Source organism: Pseudomonas paraveronii (genome assembly GCF_963681955.1).
In the GTDB taxonomy this organism is placed as follows: Bacteria; Pseudomonadota; Gammaproteobacteria; order Pseudomonadales; family Pseudomonadaceae; genus Aquipseudomonas; species Aquipseudomonas paraveronii.
On record NZ_OY817130.1, the window covers coordinates 1,087,211 to 1,104,857 of the forward strand.

Genomic DNA, 17,647 nt, shown 5'->3' on the forward strand with positions numbered 1-17,647 from the left:
CATTGCTGCACTTTTAATACTTGTCCTAAGCCCGTCGTGCCGTTAACCTTCGCGGCGGAGAGTCGATTGGACAGTCGCTGCCTTCTATGAAAATTAGGGGGGGGAGGAAAGTCCGGGCTCCATAGGGCGAAGTGCCAGGTAATGCCTGGGAGGCGTGAGCCTACGGAAAGTGCCACAGAAAATAACCGCCTAAGCACTTCGGTGCCGGTAAGGGTGAAAAGGTGCGGTAAGAGCGCACCGCACGTCTGGCAACAGTTCGTGGCTAGGTAAACCCCACTTGGAGCAAGACCAAATAGGGTCCCAAGGCGTGGCCCGCGCTGGGACCGGGTAGGTTGCTAAAGATGTCCAGTGATGGCCATCGTAGACGAATGACTGTTCAAGACAGAACCCGGCTTATAGATCGACTCTCCACCTTTTTTCCTTCTGTCCGAATCTCGGACAGAAACCCGGTAGTAACGCAAGAATCCCTCCCTGCCAAATGATTGGCAGATGCATCTTCGTAATACCAAAAAAATCTTACTCTTAATAAATTACTTTAACTTTGAGCCATAGCTCTTTGAGCTATTAGTGCTTATTGAGCCAAAAATACCGCCGAACTCTGGTTTCTCCTCCTTTTACGCTCCTAAATCTCCGTTCTGTAAGGCTTTTCCTTGAATCCGCGCCTTGACGGTGTGGTGGGCGCATTCCTATAGTGTGCGCAAGTGGCGGAAAGTGGCACAAAGTGGGTTTTTTGAACGTAAAACGCTAAAATTGGGAGAAACGCATCTGTGTTTCGCGGAGCCAACGCTATCAGTCTCGATGCAAAAGGCCGTCTCGCTATGCCGAGCCGGTATCGTGACGAGCTCATTTCGCGAAGTTCCGGACAGTTGATCATCACTATCGATGCCGTTGACCCTTGTTTGTGTGTTTACCCCCTCGATGAGTGGGAGTTGATTGAAACCAAGCTGCGCGCCCTGCCTTCATTGCGTGAAGAAAACCGCCGTCTGCAGCGTTTGCTGATTGGTAATGCCGTCGACCTCGAGCTCGATGGCAGTGGTCGTTTCCTGGTGCCACCGCGTCTGCGCGAGTACGCCAAACTCGACAAGCGCGCAATGCTGGTGGGCCAACTGAACAAGTTCCAATTGTGGGACGAAGATGCCTGGGATGCTGTTTCTGCAGCTGACCTGGCTGCTATTCAACAACCGGGCGCCATGCCTGATGAACTGCGTGATTTGATCCTGTGACTATTGATAGCGGCTTTAACCACATCACCGTACTGCTTGACGAAGCCGTTGAGGCTCTCGCCGTACGCGCGGATGGCTGCTATTTGGATGGCACCTTCGGCAGGGGCGGGCACAGTCGGTTGATACTCAGCCAACTCGGGTCCGACGGTAAACTCCTCGGGTTCGACAAAGACCCCCAAGCGATTGCCACCGGGCAAGCGCTAGCGGCCGAAGACGGCCGCTTTGTCGTTGTACAACGCAGCTTTGCCGAGCTGGGTGCCGAAGTCGCCGAACGCGGCATGGCAGGCAAGGTGGCCGGGGTTTTGCTCGACCTGGGCGTGTCTTCGCCACAGCTCGATGACCCGGAGCGCGGTTTCAGTTTCATGAACGACGGCCCGCTCGATATGCGCATGGACCCCACCCGTGGTATCAGTGCTGCGCAGTTCATCGCTACCGCACCGGTGGAAGAAATCGCCCGTGTGTTCAAGGAATACGGTGAAGAGCGCTTCGCCGGCCGCATGGCGCGTGCCGTGGTCGAGCGCCGGGAAATCCAGCCGTTCGAGCGCACCGCCGACCTGGCCGAAGTGCTGAAAGTCGCCAACCCTGCCTGGGAAAAGGGTAAGAACCCCGCCACCCGTGCGTTCCAGGGCCTGCGCATTCACGTCAACAACGAATTGGGCGATCTGGAAGCAGGCCTCGACGCCGCGCTGGAAGCCTTGGAAGTGGGGGGGCGCCTGGTGGTGATCAGCTTCCACTCCCTGGAAGATCGCATCGTCAAGCTGTTCATGCGTCGCCTGGTCAAGGGTGAGTCCGACAACCTGCCGCGTAACCTGCCGGTACGTTTCGAAGCCTTCGTGCCGAAAATCAAAGTCCATGGCAAACCGCAGTTCGCTTCCGAAGCTGAACTCAAGGCCAACCCACGTTCCCGTAGCGCCGTCATGCGCGTCGCGGAGAAGTTGCGGTGAGCAGGCTTTTCGCCAAGCCCCTCCCGGGCGGTAGCTTCTTTATGTTGCTGCTGTTTATCGGCGTGTTGGTGTCCGCGATCGCGGTGTCCTACAGCGCCCATTACAACCGCCAACTGCTCAATACCCTGTACGGGGAATTGAGCGTGCGCGATAAAGCGCAGGCAGAGTGGGGCCGGTTGATCCTCGAGCAAAGCACCTGGACCGCCCACAGCCGCATCGAAATACTGGCCACCGAACAGCTGAAGATGCACATCCCGAGCGCGGCCGAAGTTCGAATGGTGGCGCCATGATGAAACTCGAAGGCGCACTTTACCCGTGGCGCTTCCGCCTGATGCTCGGCTTGCTGGCCTTGATGGTCGGCGCAATCGCCTGGCGGATCGTCGATCTGCAGGTAGTCGACCGCGACTTCCTGATCGGCCAGGGCGATGCCCGTAGCCTGCGACATATTCCGATTCCTGCACACCGCGGCCTGATCACCGACCGTAACGGTGAGCCCCTGGCCGTCAGCACACCGGTGACCACGCTGTGGGCCAACGCCAAGGAATTGCAGGTGGCCAAGGACAAGTGGCCACAACTGGCTGCCGCGTTGGGTCAGGACCCGAAAGCCTTGGCCGAGCGCCTGGAAGCTCAGGCCAATAAAGAATTCATCTACCTGGTTCGCGGCCTCACCCCCGAACAAGGCCAGCAAGTGCTCGACCTAAAAGTCCCCGGTGTCTACGGCATCGAGGAGTTCCGCCGCTTCTATCCGGCCGGTGAAACCACCGCGCACATGGTTGGCTTTACCGACATCGATGACCATGGCCGCGAAGGCGTCGAGCTGGCCTACGATGAATGGCTGGCCGGCGTGCCCGGCAAGCGACAGGTCATCAAGGATCGACGCGGCAGACTGATCAAAGACGTCCAGGTCACCAAAAACGCCAAGGCCGGAAAGCCCTTGGCGTTGTCGATTGACCTGCGCCTGCAATACCTGGCCAACCGCGAGCTGCGTAACGCGATCATCGAGAACGGCGCCAAGGCTGGCAGCCTGGTGATCATGGACGTGAAGACCGGCGAGATTCTCGCCATGGTCAACCAGCCGACCTATAACCCGAACAACCGTCGCAACCTGCAACCGGCGATGATGCGTAACCGCGCGATGATCGACGTGTTCGAACCGGGTTCGACCATGAAAGCCATCTCCATGAGTGCCGCCCTGGAAACCGGGCGCTGGAAGCCCAGCGACAAGGTCGAGGTCTACCCTGGCACCCTGCAGTTGGGCAAATACACCATTCGTGACGTGTCCCGTACCGAAGGTCCGGTGCTGGATCTGACAGGTATCCTGATCAACTCCAGTAACGTGGGCATGAGTAAGGTTGCCTTCGATATCGGCGGCGAAACCATCTACCACCTGGCGCAAAAGATCGGCCTGGGCCAACCCACCGGCCTGGATTTTCCGGGTGAGCGCGTGGGCAACCTGCCTAACTACCGCGACTGGAAAAAGGCCGAGACCGCCACGCTCTCCTATGGCTATGGCCTGTCGGTGACCGCGATCCAACTGGCTCACGCTTTCTCTGTATTGGCCAACAACGGTCGAATGGTTCCTTTGAGCCTGATCCACGTCGACGAAGCGCCGAAAGCGACCCAGGTGATTCCGGAAAACGTCGCCAAGACCATGCAAGGCATGCTGCAACAAGTGATCGAAGCACCGCGCGGCGTATTCCGTGCCCAGGTGCCGGCGTATCACGTGGCTGGCAAGTCGGGTACTGCGCGTAAGACCTCGGTCGGCACCAAAGGCTATGCCGAGAACTCCTATCGCTCGCTGTTCGCCGGCTTCGGTCCGATGAGCGACCCGCGCTACGCGATCGTCGTCGTGATTGATGAGCCCAGTAAAGCAGGCTACTTCGGTGGCCTGGTGTCGGCGCCGGTGTTCAGCAAAGTGATGTCCGGCACCCTGCGCCTGATGAACGTCACGCCGGACAACCTGCCGCCGACCCAACAAGCGAACGCCGGACCGCCGGCCGCCGCGGTAAAAGCCAATGGAGGGCGCGGCTGATGTCTCTTAGCCTGAACAAGATTTTTGCCCATGCCGGTCGCGATCTGCTGATCCGCGAGCTGAGCCTGGACAGTCGTAATGTACGCGCCGGGGACCTGTTCCTGGCGGTGCCTGGCGGCAAATACGATGGTCGTGCACATATCTCCGATGCCCTGCAACGCGGCGCCGCAGCCGTGGCTTATGAAGTGGACGGCGCCACCGTGCTGCCGATCACCGACGTGCCGTTGATTCCCGTCAAAGGCCTGGCCGCGCAACTGTCGGACATCGCCGGGCGTTTCTACGGCGATCCGAGCCGCCACCTGAACCTGATTGGCGTGACCGGCACCAACGGCAAGACCAGCGTGACCCAACTGGTCGCCCAGGCCCTTGACCTGCTGGGTCAGCACTGCGGCATTGTCGGCACCCTGGGCACCGGTTTCTATGGCTCGCTGCAAAGCGGCCTGCACACCACGCCGAACCCGATCGCCGTGCAAGCGACCCTGGCCGACCTGAAAAAGGCCGGTGCCAAGGCGGTTGCCATGGAAGTGTCGTCCCACGGTTTGCACCAGGGCCGCGTTGCCGCGCTGGCTTTCGATGTGGCGGTGATGACCAACCTGTCCCGCGATCACCTGGACTACCACGGCACCATGGAGGCCTACGGCGCCGAGAAGGCCAAGCTGTTTGCCTGGAATGATCTGAAGTGCCGCGTGGTGAATCTGGATGACGCGTTCGGCCGCGAGCTGGCTGCCCAAGACAGCGAAGCGCGCCTGATCAGCTACAGCCTGGAAGACCCCCGCGCCTACCTGTATTGCCGCGAAGCCCAATTCAACGACGAGGGCGTGCGCGCCACGTTGGTGACGCCGCAGGGCGAGCACCATTTGCGCAGCACCCTGCTCGGCCGTTTCAACCTGAGCAACGTGCTTGCCGCCATCGGTGCCTTGCTCGGCCTGGACTATGCCCTCGATGAAATCCTGCAGGTGCTGCCGAAGCTGGAAGGCCCGGCCGGACGCATGCAGCGTTTGGGTGGCGGTTCGCAGCCGCTGGTGGTGGTCGATTATGCCCACACGCCGGACGCACTGGAAAAAGTCCTGCTGGCCCTGCGCCCGCATGCCAAAGGCAAGTTGCTGTGCCTGTTTGGCTGCGGCGGTGATCGCGATCGCGGCAAGCGTCCGTTGATGGCCGAGATTGTCGAGCGCCTGGCCGATGGCGTGCTCGTCACCGACGACAACCCGCGCAGCGAAGATCCAAGCCAGATTTTCGACGACATCCGCGTCGGCTTTAAAGACGCATCCAAGGCCAGCTTCGTTGCCGGTCGCGGCGCGGCTATTGCCCAATTGATCGCCAGCGCCAGTGCCGACGATGTCGTGGTACTGGCCGGTAAAGGTCACGAGGATTACCAGGAAATCAACGGCGAACGCCACGCTTTCTCCGACTTGGTCGAGGCCGATCATGCCTTGACTGCCTGGGAGGTCGCCCATGCTTAAAGCGATGAAATTCAGCGAACTGACCCAGGCCCTCTCGGCGCGCATGCTGTCGGGTGATTGCAGTTTCAATGGCGTCAGTATCGACAGCCGCGCGATCAAGCCAGGCCAACTGTTTGTCGCCCTGGCCGGTCCGCGTTTCGACGGGCATGACTACCTGAATGACGTTGCCGCCAAAGGCGCGGTTGGTGCCCTGGTGCAGCGCGAAGTGGCAGATTCGACCTTGCCGCAATTGCTGGTGGCCGATACACGCCTGGCCCTGGGCCAACTTGGCGCGCTGAACCGTGCTGCCTTCGATAAGCCCGTGGCAGCCATTACCGGCTCCAGCGGCAAGACCACGGTCAAGGAACTGCTCGCCGGTGTCCTGCGCACGCGCGGGCCAGTGCTGGCCACCCGTGGCAACCTGAACAATGATTTCGGCGCACCGCTGACCCTGCTCGAACTGGCCCCGGAACACACGGCGGCCGTGATCGAGCTGGGCGCTTCGCGGATCGGCGAAATCGCCTACACCGTGGCGCTGACCAAGCCTCACGTGGCCATTATCAACAACGCCGGCACCGCCCACGTCGGCGAGTTCGGTGGCCCGGAAAAAATCGTCGAAGCCAAGGGTGAAATCCTTGAAGGCCTCGATGCCTCGGGCACTGCTGTTTTGAATCTTGACGACAAGGCCTTCGAGACCTGGCGTGTACGCGCCGCCGGTCGCAAGGTGCTGACGTTCGCCGTACTGAATGCAGCGGCCGATTTCCATGCGTCGAACATCACGCTCGACGCCCGTGGTTGCCCGTCCTTTACCTTGCATACGCCGCAAGGCGAAGAGCGCGTGCAGTTGAATCTGCTGGGCAACCATAACGTCGCCAACGCCTTGGCGGCTGCGGCTGCGGCTTACGCCCTGGGCGTGTCGCTGTTCGGTATCGCCACCGGCCTGGGCGCGGTGCAACCGGTCAAGGGCCGTACCGTCGCGCAATTGGCCAGCAACGGCATGCGTGTGATTGACGACACGTACAACGCCAACCAGTCCTCGGTCTGCGCCGCCATTGATCTGCTCAAGGGCTTTGACGGGCGCAAGGTACTGGTGCTGGGCGATATCGCCGAACTGGGCGACTGGGCCGAACAGTCCCATCGGGAAGTCGGCGCTTACGCCAGCGGCAAAGTCGACGCGTTCTACGCTGTCGGCCCGAACATGGCCCATGCCGTCGATGCCTTCGGCCCCGGAGCGCGGCATTTCGCGACCCAGGCCGAGCTGATCCAGGCGCTGCGTGCGGGCGAACAAAATAAACACACAACCATTTTGATCAAGGGATCGCGCAGCGCGGTGATGGAAAACGTCGTCGTGGCCTTGTGTGGCTCAAGTACGGAGAAACATTAATGCTGCTGCTGCTGGCTGAGTATCTGCAACAGTTCCACAAAGGCTTCGCGGTCTTTCAGTACCTGACCCTGCGCGGGATTCTGGGTGTGCTGACCGCGCTGTCTCTGTCGCTGTTCCTAGGGCCGTGGATGATCCGCACCCTGCAGAACCTGCAAATTGGTCAATCGGTTCGCAATGACGGCCCGCAGTCGCACTTGTCCAAATCCGGCACCCCGACCATGGGCGGCGCGCTGATTCTGTCGTCCATCGGTATCAGCACCTTGCTCTGGGCCGACCTGCACAACCGCTACGTCTGGGTAGTGCTGGCGGTGACCTTGTTGTTCGGCGCCATCGGCTGGGTCGATGACTATCGCAAAGTGATCGAGAAAAACTCCAAGGGGCTGCCAAGCCGCTGGAAGTATTTCTGGCAGTCGGTCTTCGGCCTGGCCGCCGCGATTTTCCTCTACACGACGGCTCCAAGCGCCGTCGAGACTACCTTGATCATCCCGATGCTCAAGGATGCGAGCATTCCGCTGGGCATCGGCTTCGTGGTGCTGACCTACTTCGTCATCGTCGGCTCCAGCAACGCGGTGAACCTGACCGACGGCCTCGACGGCCTGGCGATCATGCCGACGGTGATGGTGGGCGGTGCGCTCGGCATCTTCTGCTACCTGTCGGGTAACGTGAAATTCGCTGAATACCTGTTGATCCCGTATGTGCCGGGCGCCGGTGAACTGATCGTGTTCTGCGGCGCGCTGATCGGTGCCGGCCTGGGCTTCCTGTGGTTCAACACCTATCCCGCACAAGTGTTCATGGGCGATGTCGGCGCACTGGCGCTGGGCGCGGCCCTGGGCACCATCGCGGTGATCGTTCGCCAGGAAATCGTGCTGTTCATCATGGGCGGTGTGTTCGTGATGGAAACCCTGTCGGTGGTCATCCAGGTGGCGTCCTTCAAATTGACCGGGCGCCGCGTGTTCCGCATGGCGCCAATCCACCACCACTTTGAACTCAAGGGCTGGCCTGAGCCGCGTGTGATCGTCCGATTCTGGATCATCACCGTGATTCTCGTACTGGTCGGCCTTGCCACCCTGAAACTGAGGTAGAAACGAGTGTCCCTGATCGCTTCAGACCACTTCCGCATCGTTGTCGGCCTCGGCAAGAGCGGCATGTCCCTGGTTCGCTTCCTGGCGAACCGGGGCACGTCGTTTGCCGTCGCCGATACGCGGGAAAATCCACCGGAGCTGGTCACGCTGCGCCGTGACTACCCGCACGTGGAAGTGCGTTGTGGCGAGTTGGATGTCGAGTTTCTGTGTCGTGCCGACGAGCTTTACGTGAGCCCCGGCCTGGCCCTGGCGACACCGGCCCTGCAAGCCGCAGCGGCGCGTGGCGTGAAGCTGTCTGGCGATATCGACCTGTTCGCGCGTAACGCGAAGGCGCCGATCATCGCGATCAGCGGTTCCAACGCGAAAAGCACCGTGACCACCCTGGTTGGCGAGATGGCGGCTGCGGCCGGCAAGCGCGTGGCCGTGGGCGGCAACCTCGGCACCCCGGCGCTGGACCTGCTCAGCGACGACGTCGAGCTGTACGTGATGGAACTGTCGAGCTTCCAGCTGGAAACCACCCACGACCTGGGCGCTGAAGTGGCCACCGTATTGAACGTCAGCGAAGACCACATGGACCGCTACAGCGGCCTGCCGGCCTATCACCTGGCCAAGCACCGGATTTTCCGCGGGGCCAAACAAGTGGTGGTCAACCGCCAGGACGCCTTGAGCCGTCCGTTGATGGGCGAGGGCCTGCCGTGCTGGACCTTTGGCCTGGGCAAACCCGACTTCAAGGCTTTCGGCATTCGTGAAGAGAACGGCGAGAAATACCTGGCCTTCGAATTCCAGAACCTGATGCCGGTGCGCGAGCTGAAAATCCGTGGCGCGCACAACCAATCCAATGCCCTGGCGGCCCTGGCGCTGGGGCATGCCGTTGGCTTGCCGTTCGACGCCATGCTCGCGAGCCTGCGCACCTTCGGCGGCCTTGAGCATCGCTGCCAGTGGGTCCGCGACTTGAATGGCGTCAGCTATTACAACGACTCCAAGGCCACCAACGTCGGTGCCGCATTGGCCGCCATCGAAGGCCTGGGTGCCGATATCGATGGCAAGCTGCTGCTGATCGCCGGTGGCGACGGCAAAGGCGCCGACTTCAAGGACCTCAAGGGACCGGTGGCCGCCCATTGCCGCGCCGTGGTGCTGATGGGCCGCGATGCCGACCTGATCGCTGCCGCCCTCGGTGATGCGGTGCCGCAAGTGCGCGCCAGCTCCCTCGACGATGCGATTGCCCAGTGCAAAGCCTTGGCCCAGCCGGGTGATGCGGTGCTGCTGTCGCCGGCGTGCGCCAGTTTCGACATGTTCAAGAACTACGAAGAGCGCGGCCAGCTGTTCGCCCGCGCCGTGGAGGCCTTGGCATGAATCTCAACTTCCGTAACATCATCAAGCCGTACCCGTCGCCGATCATTACCGGGCGCGGCATCGACCTCGACTTCCCGATGCTCGCCGGTTGCCTGGCGTTGCTGGGCCTGGGGTTGGTGATGATCACGTCGGCGTCCTCCGAAGTGGCGGCCGTGCAGTCGGGCAACACCCTGTACATGATGATCCGTCACCTGGTGTACCTGGTGATCGGCCTCGGCGCGTGCATCGTCACCATGATGATCCCCATCGCCACCTGGCAGCGCCTGGGTTGGCTGATGCTGATCGGTGCGTTTGGCTTGCTGATCATGGTGATCCTGCCCGGCATCGGCCGCGAGGTGAACGGTTCGATGCGCTGGATCGGCTTCGGTGCGTTCAACGTGCAGCCGTCGGAAATCGCCAAGGTGTTCGTGGTGATCTACCTCGCCGGTTACCTGGTACGTCGTCAGAAGGAAGTGCGCGAGAGCTGGATGGGCTTCTTCAAGCCGTTCATCGTGCTGCTGCCCATGGCTGGCCTGTTGCTGATGGAACCCGACTTCGGGGCCACCGTCGTGATGATGGGCGCCGCCGCGGCGATGCTGTTCCTCGGCGGGGTCGGGCTGTTCCGCTTCACCTTGATGGTGGTGCTGGCGGTAGCCGCCGTGACCGTGCTGGTGCAGGCGCAACCCTACCGGATGGCCCGTCTGATCACCTTTACCGACCCGTGGTCCGACCAGTTCGGCTCCGGCTACCAGTTGACCCAGGCGCTGATCGCCTTTGGTCGCGGCGAGTGGCTGGGCGTGGGCCTGGGCAACAGCGTGCAGAAACAATTCTACCTGCCGGAAGCGCACACCGACTTCGTGTTCTCGGTGCTCGCCGAAGAGCTGGGCGTGGTCGGCTCGCTGTGTACCGTCGCGCTGTTCGTGTTCGTGTGTGTGCGCGGCATGTACATCGGCTTGTGGGCCGAGAAGGCCAAACAGTATTTCGCTGCGTATGTGGCGTATGGCTTGTCGTTCCTGTGGATCGGCCAGTTCCTGATCAATATCGGCGTGAACGTCGGCCTGCTGCCGACCAAGGGCCTGACCTTGCCGTTCCTCAGTTACGGCGGCAGTTCGTTGGTGATCTGCTGTGCCTGTCTTGGCTTGTTGCTGCGCATCGAGTGGGAGAGTCGCACCCATCTGGGCAGCGAAGAGATGGAGTTCAGCGAAAGCGACTTCGCCGAGGAGCCGACCCATGGGCGCTAACGTGCTGATCATGGCGGGCGGCACCGGGGGCCATGTGTTCCCGGCCCTGGCCTGCGCGCGTGAGTTCCAGAACCGTGGCTACACCGTGCATTGGTTGGGGACGCCGCGCGGCATCGAAAACGAATTGGTGCCGAATGCCGGCTTGCCGCTGCATCTGATCAACGTCACCGGTCTGCGCGGCAAGGGCAAGCTGTCCCTGCTCAAGGCGCCGTTCGTGTTGCTCAAGGCGATGTGGCAGGCGCGCAACGTCATCCGTGAATTGAAGCCGGTGTGTGTGCTCGGTTTTGGCGGTTATGTGACCGGCCCCGGCGGCGTTGCGGCCAAACTCGCTGGCGTGCCGGTGATCGTGCATGAGCAGAACGCTGTCGCCGGCACCGCCAACCGCTTGCTGGTGCCGCTGGCGGCGCGGGTCTGCGAAGCGTTCCCGAATACCTTCGGCGCGTCGGACAAACGCCGCACCACGGGTAACCCGGTGCGCACCGAACTGTTTATGGACATCGCCCGTGAAGCCTTGGCCGGGCGCAAGGCGCACCTGTTGATCCTGGGCGGAAGCCTGGGCGCCGAACCGCTGAATAAATTGCTGCCGCAAGCGCTGGCGCAACTGCCTGTGGACTTGCGCCCCGAGGTCTTCCACCAGGCCGGCAAGCACCACGATGAAGTGACTGCCACGCGTTATCGCGAGGCCGGTGTCGAGGCCGATGTGCAGCCCTTCATCAAAGACATGGCCCAAGCCTATGGCTGGGCCGACCTGGTGGTCTGTCGCGCTGGTGCGCTGACCGTCAGTGAACTGGCCGCCGCCGGTCTGCCGTCCTTGCTGGTGCCTTTGCCCCACGCGATCGACGATCACCAGACCCGCAACGCCGAATATTTGGCCGGGGAGGGCGCTGCCTTCCTGCTGCCGCAAAGAACGACTGGCGCCGCCGATTTGGCCGCACGCCTGACCGAGGTTTTGATGCAACCGGAACGACTCAACAGCATGGCGAGCACCGCACGCCGCCTGGCCAAACCTGACGCAACCCGCACCGTGGTCGATATCTGCCTGGAGGTGGCCCATGGTTGAGAATCAGAAAGCCATGCCGCAACCGGAAATGCGCCGTATCCGTCGTATCCACTTCGTCGGGATCGGCGGCGTGGGCATGTGCGGTATTGCCGAAGTGTTGCTGAACCTGGGCTACCAGGTGTCCGGCTCCGACTTGAAAGAGTCGCCGGTCACCGAGCGCCTGAAGTCCTTCGGTGCGAAAATCTTTATCGGCCACCACGCCGAGAACGCCACCGAGGCCGACGTGCTGGTGGTGTCCAGCGCTGTGAATACCTCCAACCCGGAAGTGGCCACCGCCCTTGAGCGTCGCATTCCGGTGGTGCCTCGCGCCGAAATGCTGGCCGAGCTGATGCGCTACCGCCATGGTATTGCCGTCGCCGGCACTCACGGCAAGACCACCACCACCAGCCTGATCGCCTCGGTGTTCGCCGCTGGTGGCCTGGACCCGACCTTTGTGATCGGTGGCCGCCTGAATGCAGCCGGCACCAATGCGCAACTGGGCACCAGCCGCTACCTGATCGCCGAAGCTGACGAAAGCGATGCCAGCTTCCTGCACCTGCAACCGCTGGTGGCCGTGGTCACCAACATCGACGCCGACCACATGGCGACCTACGACGGTGACTTCAATAAGTTGAAGAAAACCTTCGTCGAGTTCCTGCATAACCTGCCGTTCTACGGTTTGGCGGTAGTGTGCCTGGATGACCCGGTGGTGCGTGAAATCCTGCCGCTGGTCAAGCGTCCTACCTTGACCTACGGCTTCAGCGAAGACGCCGACGTACGTGCGATCAATGTGCGCCAGCAAGGCATGCAGACGTTCTTCACTGTGCTGCGCCCGGACCGCGAACCGCTGGACGTGTCGGTGAACATGCCGGGCAACCACAACGTACTCAATTCCCTGGCGACCATCTGCATTGCCTCCGACGAAGGCGTCAGCGATGAAGCCATTGTCGATGGCCTGTCGGGCTTTGCCGGCGTGGGCCGGCGCTTCCAGGTCTATGGGCAACTGCCGGTGGAAGGTGGTGACGTGATGCTGGTGGACGACTACGGTCACCACCCGACCGAAGTCGCTGCCGTGATCAAGGCCGTGCGTGGTGGCTGGCCGGAGCGTCGCCTGGTGATGGTCTACCAGCCGCACCGCTACAGCCGCACCCGCGACCTGTATGACGATTTCGTCAATGTACTGGCCGATGCCAACGTGCTGCTGCTGATGGAAGTCTATCCGGCCGGTGAAGAACCGATCCCCGGGGCGGACAGCCGCAAGCTGTGCAACAGCATCCGTCAGCGTGGCCAGTTGGACCCGATCTACATCGAACGCGGTGTGGACCTGGCGCCGATCGTCAAGCCGCTGCTGCGTGCCGGCGACATCCTGCTGTGCCAGGGTGCTGGTGACATCGGTGGCCTTGCGCCTAAATTGCTGGCGAGCCCCTTGTTCGTAAAAGAAGCGTTTGCCGCAGAAAAGGGGAAGTCGAAATGACCACCCACTACGGCTCCCTGTTCTCCACCATCGCCCCCGCCGACTTCGGCCGCGTGGCGGTACTGTTCGGCGGCAAGAGCGCTGAGCGCGAAGTGTCGCTCAAGTCCGGCAATGCCGTGCTCCAAGCGCTGCAGAGCGCGGGCGTGAATGCGTTCGGTATCGACGTGGGCGACGACTTCCTCGCCCGCCTGCAGGCCGAGAAGATCGACCGCGCCTTCATCATCCTGCACGGCCGTGGCGGTGAAGACGGCAGCATGCAAGGCCTGCTGGAGTGCGCCGGGATTCCTTACACCGGCAGCGGCATCCTCGCGTCGGCGCTGGCCATGGACAAGTTGCGCACCAAGCAGGTGTGGCACAGCCTGGGGATTCCAACCCCGCGTCACCGCGTGTTGTGCAGCGAAGACGATTGTATTTCTGCAGCCAAGGAACTGGGCCTGCCTTTGATCGTCAAACCAGCCCATGAAGGCTCCAGTATCGGCATGGCTAAAGTGAACTCGGCCGCCGAATTGATCGACGCATGGAAATCGGCAAGTACCTACGATTCGCAAGTGTTGGTGGAACAGTGGATCCAAGGTCCCGAGTACACCATCGCCACCCTGCGTGGCCAGGTATTGCCGCCCATCGCCTTGGGCACGCCCCACACTTTCTACGATTACGACGCCAAGTACCTGGCTTCCGATACCCAGTACCGGATTCCCTGTGGCCTTGACGCAAGCAAAGAACAGGAACTGATGGACCTCACGGCGAAAGCCTGTGAGGCGCTGGGTATCGCCGGTTGGGCGCGGGCAGACGTGATGCAGGACGACCAAGGGAATTTCTGGTTCCTGGAAGTCAACACCGCACCGGGCATGACCGACCACAGCCTGGTCCCTATGGCCGCTCGCGCCGCCGGTCTGGATTTTCAGCAGTTGGTGCTGGCGATCCTGGCGGCCAGCGTTGCCGGTGAAGAAAGGCAGCGAGGCTAAGACATGAAAGGCGCATCGCTTCGTCATCAGCCCCCACAGGCACCCGGCCGCAAGCCGGTGCCACGGGGTGCCAGCCGGATGGTGGCTAAAGAGCCGATGTCGGCGCGCCTGCCGAAAGCCAACTTTGGTTTCCTCAAGGCGCTGTTCTGGCCGGTGTTGCTGGTGGTGTTGGGCTTCGGCACTTACGAAGGCGCGCAGCGTCTATTGCCTTACGCCGACCGACCGATCACCAAGATCAGCGTACAGGGCGACTTGAGCTACATCAGCCAGCAAGCGGTACAGCAGCGCATCGGTCCGTTCCTGGCGGCGAGTTTCTTCACCATCGACCTGGCCGGTATGCGCCGGGAGCTGGAGCAGATGCCGTGGATCGCCCATGCCGAAGTCCGCCGTGTATGGCCGGACCAGGTGACGATCCGCCTGGAAGAACAACTGCCCGTGGCCCGTTGGGGCGATGAAGCGCTGTTGAACAACCAGGGCCAGGCGTTCACTCCGCGTGAGCTGGCCAACTACGAGCACCTGCCGCAGCTGTTCGGGCCGCAGCGGGCGCAGCAGCAAGTGATGCAGCAGTACCAGGCCTTGAGCCAGATGCTGCGGCCGCTGGGCTTCTCCATTGCACGCCTGGAATTGCGTGAACGGGGCAGCTGGTTTTTGACGACCGGGGCAGGCAGTTCCGGCCCGGGCATCGAGTTGTTGCTGGGACGCGACCGCTTGGTGGAAAAGATGCGCCGCTTTATTGCCATCTATGAAAAGACCTTGAAAGAACAGATTACGAACATTGCGAGCGTCGACCTGCGTTACGCCAACGGCCTTGCCGTCGGCTGGCGTGAACCGGCTGCGCCCACGGCAGCGCAACCCGCTGTCGCGAAGAATTAAGAAGAGGCAGGACCCATGGCAAACGTGCAAAGCGGCAAAATGATCGTCGGTCTCGATATCGGCACCTCCAAAGTGGTGGCGCTGGTGGGCGAGGTCGGGGAAGACGGCACGATCGAAATCGTCGGTATTGGCACGCATCCGTCCCGGGGCCTGAAGAAGGGCGTGGTGGTGAACATCGAGTCCACCGTGCAATCGATCCAGCGCGCCATCGAAGAAGCGCAGCTGATGGCCGGTTGCCGGATTCACTCGGCGTTCGTCGGCGTGGCGGGCAATCACATCCGCAGCCTGAACTCCCACGGCATCGTGGCGATCCGCGACCGTGAAGTCAGTGCGGCCGACCTTGAGCGCGTACTCGACGCGGCTCAGGCCGTGGCGATCCCGGCGGACCAGCGTGTGCTGCACACCCTGCCGCAGGACTACGTGATCGACAACCAGGAAGGCGTGCGCGAGCCCCTGGGCATGTCGGGTGTACGTCTGGAAGCCAAGGTCCACGTGGTGACCTGCGCGGTCAATGCCGCACAGAACATTGAAAAATGCGTGCGCCGCTGCGGCCTGGAAATCGACGACATCATTCTCGAGCAACTGGCTTCGGCCTACTCGGTACTGACCGACGACGAAAAAGAACTGGGCGTGTGCCTGGTCGACATCGGCGGCGGCACCACCGACATCGCGATCTTCACCGAGGGTGCGATCCGTCACACCGCGGTGATCCCGATTGCCGGCGACCAGGTCACCAACGACATTGCCATGGCGTTGCGTACACCGACTCAGTACGCCGAAGAGATCAAGATCCGCTACGCCTGCGCCCTGGCCAAACTGGCCGGTGCCGGTGAAACCATCAAGGTGCCGAGCGTGGGCGACCGTCCACCGCGCGAGTTGTCGCGCCAGGCCTTGGCTGAAGTAGTCGAGCCGCGCTACGACGAGCTGTTCACCCTGATCCAGGCGGAACTGCGTCGCAGTGGCTACGAAGATTTGATCCCGGCCGGCATCGTGCTGACCGGTGGCACCTCGAAGATGGAAGGCGCGGTCGAACTGGCCGAAGAGATCTTCCACATGCCGGTTCGCCTGGGCGTGCCCCATGGCGTCAAAGGCCTGGGCGACGTGGTGCGCAACCCGATTTATTCCACCGGTGTGGGCTTGCTGTTGTACGGGCTGCAAAAGCAGACCGACGGCATTTCCCTGTCGGGCCCGAGCATCCGCGACAGCTACCGCGGCGACGACGAAGCGAAAGCGCCGTTGTTCGAACGGTTGCAGGCGTGGGTCAAAGGCAATTTCTAACGATTTACCGCAGCACCGCACCACTGTTGTAGAAGCATGCAGTAGGCGAAAAAACTAGAGAACACGAAAGGAGAGGGAAAATGTTCGAACTCGTAGACAACATCCCCGCAAGCCCGGTCATCAAAGTGATCGGTGTCGGCGGTGGCGGCGGCAACGCTGTCAACCATATGGTCAAGAGCAACATCGAAGGCGTTGAATTCATCTGCGCCAACACCGATGCCCAGGCGCTGAAAAGCATCGGCGCGCGGACCATCCTGCAATTGGGCACAGCCGTGACCAAGGGCCTCGGCGCCGGCGCCAACCCGGAAGTCGGCCGTCAAGCCGCTCTGGAAGACCGCGAGCGCATTGCTGAAGTGCTGCAAGGCACCAACATGGTGTTCATCACCACCGGCATGGGCGGCGGTACCGGTACCGGTGCAGCGCCGATCATTGCCGAAGTGGCCAAGGAAATGGGGATTCTGACGGTCGCTGTCGTGACCCGTCCGTTCCCGTTCGAAGGTCGCAAGCGTATGCAGATCGCCGACGAAGGTATCCGTCTGCTGTCTGAAAGCGTCGACTCGTTGATCACCATTCCCAACGAGAAGCTGCTGACCATCCTGGGCAAGGACGCGAGCCTGCTGTCCGCGTTTGCCAAGGCTGACGATGTACTGGCCGGTGCCGTTCGCGGTATCTCCGACATCATCAAGCGTCCGGGCATGATCAACGTCGACTTCGCCGACGTGCGTACCGTGATGAGCGAAATGGGCATGGCGATGATGGGCACTGGCTGCGCCAGCGGTCCGAACCGTGCGCGTGAAGCCACCGAAGCGGCCATCCGCAACCCGTTGCTGGAAGACGTGAACCTGCAAGGCGCACGCGGCATCCTGGTGAACATCACCGCCGGTCCTGACCTGTCCCTGGGTGAGTACTCCGACGTGGGTAGCATCATCGAAGCCTTTGCTTCCGAGCACGCGATGGTCAAAGTCGGTACCGTTATCGATCCGGACATGCGCGACGAACTGCATGTAACCGTGGTTGCGACCGGCCTGGGCGCAAAAATCGAGAAGCCTGTAAAGGTCATCGACAATACCGTTCACACCAGTCACAGCAGTCACGCCAGCCAAGCGGCTGCCGCTCCAGCGCCTTCGCGCCAGGAACTGCCGTCGGTGAACTACCGTGATCTGGACCGTCCGACCGTGATGCGCAATCAGGCTCAGGCCGGTGCTGCGGCGTCCCGCAGCCCGAATCCGCAAGATGACCTGGACTACCTGGACATCCCGGCATTCCTGCGTCGTCAGGCCGATTAATGGAATGTATCAGGGCTATGAAGGTGATTGGTGTTCAGCAAAGGTCTGGTCT

General features: G+C 61.8%; 15 protein-coding genes and 1 other RNA gene. All 16 read left to right on the plus strand.

The features are described 5' to 3' along the window. The first annotated feature begins 58 nt into the window (after positions 1-58). The 16 genes from rnpB to ftsZ all read left to right on the plus strand — a co-directional run bounded on the left by rnpB (position 59) and on the right by ftsZ (position 17,595). Positions 59-412, plus strand: an RNA gene (gene rnpB, locus U5A08_RS04840) — RNase P RNA component class A. A 355-nt stretch (positions 413-767) separates the two neighbouring features. After that, positions 768-1,223, plus strand: a complete 456-nt coding sequence (gene mraZ, locus U5A08_RS04845) for a division/cell wall cluster transcriptional repressor MraZ (RefSeq protein WP_003171868.1) — start codon at positions 768-770, stop codon at positions 1,221-1,223. After that, entirely contained in the window at positions 1,220-2,167 is a 948-nt protein-coding gene (gene rsmH / locus U5A08_RS04850; RefSeq protein ID WP_373423731.1) for a 16S rRNA (cytosine(1402)-N(4))-methyltransferase RsmH, read from the plus strand. The genes mraZ and rsmH overlap by 4 nt, the downstream gene beginning before the upstream one ends. Then, positions 2,164-2,457, plus strand: a complete 294-nt coding sequence (gene ftsL, locus U5A08_RS04855; RefSeq protein ID WP_247403609.1) for a cell division protein FtsL — start codon at positions 2,164-2,166, stop codon at positions 2,455-2,457. The genes rsmH and ftsL overlap by 4 nt, the downstream gene beginning before the upstream one ends. Next, positions 2,457-4,199 carry a peptidoglycan D,D-transpeptidase FtsI family protein gene (locus U5A08_RS04860; protein ID WP_253400342.1) on the plus strand — a complete coding sequence of 581 codons (1,743 nt, stop codon included), beginning with the start codon at positions 2,457-2,459 and terminating at the stop codon, positions 4,197-4,199. Before ftsL ends, U5A08_RS04860 begins: the two co-directional genes overlap by 1 nt. Continuing rightward, positions 4,199-5,662 (plus strand): UDP-N-acetylmuramoyl-L-alanyl-D-glutamate--2,6-diaminopimelate ligase, encoded by a 1,464-nt coding sequence (locus tag U5A08_RS04865; RefSeq protein WP_247403610.1) that lies wholly within the window; start codon positions 4,199-4,201, stop codon positions 5,660-5,662. The genes U5A08_RS04860 and U5A08_RS04865 overlap by 1 nt, the downstream gene beginning before the upstream one ends. Then, complete coding sequence (locus tag U5A08_RS04870; RefSeq protein ID WP_321850566.1) at positions 5,655-7,025, plus strand: UDP-N-acetylmuramoyl-tripeptide--D-alanyl-D-alanine ligase; 1,371 nt, start codon at positions 5,655-5,657, stop codon at positions 7,023-7,025. Before U5A08_RS04865 ends, U5A08_RS04870 begins: the two co-directional genes overlap by 8 nt. Continuing rightward, entirely contained in the window at positions 7,025-8,107 is a 1,083-nt protein-coding gene (gene mraY, locus U5A08_RS04875; RefSeq protein ID WP_247403613.1) for a phospho-N-acetylmuramoyl-pentapeptide-transferase, read from the plus strand. Before U5A08_RS04870 ends, mraY begins: the two co-directional genes overlap by 1 nt. A 6-nt stretch (positions 8,108-8,113) precedes the next feature. Continuing rightward, entirely contained in the window at positions 8,114-9,460 is a 1,347-nt protein-coding gene (gene murD / locus U5A08_RS04880; protein ID WP_321850567.1) for a UDP-N-acetylmuramoyl-L-alanine--D-glutamate ligase, read from the plus strand. After that, positions 9,457-10,680: a putative lipid II flippase FtsW gene (gene ftsW, locus U5A08_RS04885; protein ID WP_057004267.1), complete on the plus strand. Its 1,224-nt coding sequence runs from the start codon at positions 9,457-9,459 to the stop codon at positions 10,678-10,680. The genes murD and ftsW overlap by 4 nt, the downstream gene beginning before the upstream one ends. Then, positions 10,670-11,740, plus strand: a complete 1,071-nt coding sequence (gene murG, locus U5A08_RS04890) for an undecaprenyldiphospho-muramoylpentapeptide beta-N-acetylglucosaminyltransferase (RefSeq protein ID WP_321850568.1) — start codon at positions 10,670-10,672, stop codon at positions 11,738-11,740. The genes ftsW and murG overlap by 11 nt, the downstream gene beginning before the upstream one ends. Further along, the gene (murC, locus tag U5A08_RS04895) at positions 11,733-13,193 is read left to right on the plus strand and encodes a UDP-N-acetylmuramate--L-alanine ligase (protein WP_253393453.1); all 1,461 of its coding nucleotides are present in this window, start codon (positions 11,733-11,735) and stop codon (positions 13,191-13,193) included. Before murG ends, murC begins: the two co-directional genes overlap by 8 nt. Next, positions 13,190-14,158 (plus strand): D-alanine--D-alanine ligase, encoded by a 969-nt coding sequence (locus tag U5A08_RS04900; protein ID WP_321850569.1) that lies wholly within the window; start codon positions 13,190-13,192, stop codon positions 14,156-14,158. The genes murC and U5A08_RS04900 overlap by 4 nt, the downstream gene beginning before the upstream one ends. A gap of 3 nt (positions 14,159-14,161) precedes the next feature. Then, positions 14,162-15,031, plus strand: a complete 870-nt coding sequence (locus tag U5A08_RS04905) for a cell division protein FtsQ/DivIB (RefSeq protein WP_247401409.1) — start codon at positions 14,162-14,164, stop codon at positions 15,029-15,031. A gap of 15 nt (positions 15,032-15,046) precedes the next feature. Beyond that, positions 15,047-16,309, plus strand: coding sequence for a cell division protein FtsA (ftsA, locus tag U5A08_RS04910; protein ID WP_017845923.1), 1,263 nt, complete (start codon positions 15,047-15,049; stop codon positions 16,307-16,309). An 80-nt stretch (positions 16,310-16,389) separates the two neighbouring features. After that, positions 16,390-17,595, plus strand: a complete 1,206-nt coding sequence (gene ftsZ / locus U5A08_RS04915) for a cell division protein FtsZ (protein WP_247401408.1) — start codon at positions 16,390-16,392, stop codon at positions 17,593-17,595. Positions 17,596-17,647: the final 52 nt, after the last annotated feature.

Bases quoted from the DNA above. Each gene is read 5' to 3' on its own strand.
- U5A08_RS04860 (WP_253400342.1), top strand. From the start codon at position 2,457: ATGAAACTCGAAGGCGCACTTTACCCGTGGCGCTTCCGCCTGATGCTC.
- U5A08_RS04865 (WP_247403610.1), top strand. From the start codon at position 4,199: ATGTCTCTTAGCCTGAACAAGATTTTTGCCCATGCCGGTCGCGATCTG.
- U5A08_RS04870 (WP_321850566.1), top strand. From the start codon at position 5,655: ATGCTTAAAGCGATGAAATTCAGCGAACTGACCCAGGCCCTCTCGGCG.
- mraY (WP_247403613.1), top strand. From the start codon at position 7,025: ATGCTGCTGCTGCTGGCTGAGTATCTGCAACAGTTCCACAAAGGCTTC.
- ftsW (WP_057004267.1), top strand. From the start codon at position 9,457: ATGAATCTCAACTTCCGTAACATCATCAAGCCGTACCCGTCGCCGATC.
- murG (WP_321850568.1), top strand. From the start codon at position 10,670: ATGGGCGCTAACGTGCTGATCATGGCGGGCGGCACCGGGGGCCATGTG.
- murC (WP_253393453.1), top strand. From the start codon at position 11,733: ATGGTTGAGAATCAGAAAGCCATGCCGCAACCGGAAATGCGCCGTATC.
- U5A08_RS04900 (WP_321850569.1), top strand. From the start codon at position 13,190: ATGACCACCCACTACGGCTCCCTGTTCTCCACCATCGCCCCCGCCGAC.
- U5A08_RS04905 (WP_247401409.1), top strand. From the start codon at position 14,162: ATGAAAGGCGCATCGCTTCGTCATCAGCCCCCACAGGCACCCGGCCGC.
- ftsA (WP_017845923.1), top strand. From the start codon at position 15,047: ATGGCAAACGTGCAAAGCGGCAAAATGATCGTCGGTCTCGATATCGGC.
- ftsZ (WP_247401408.1), top strand. From the start codon at position 16,390: ATGTTCGAACTCGTAGACAACATCCCCGCAAGCCCGGTCATCAAAGTG.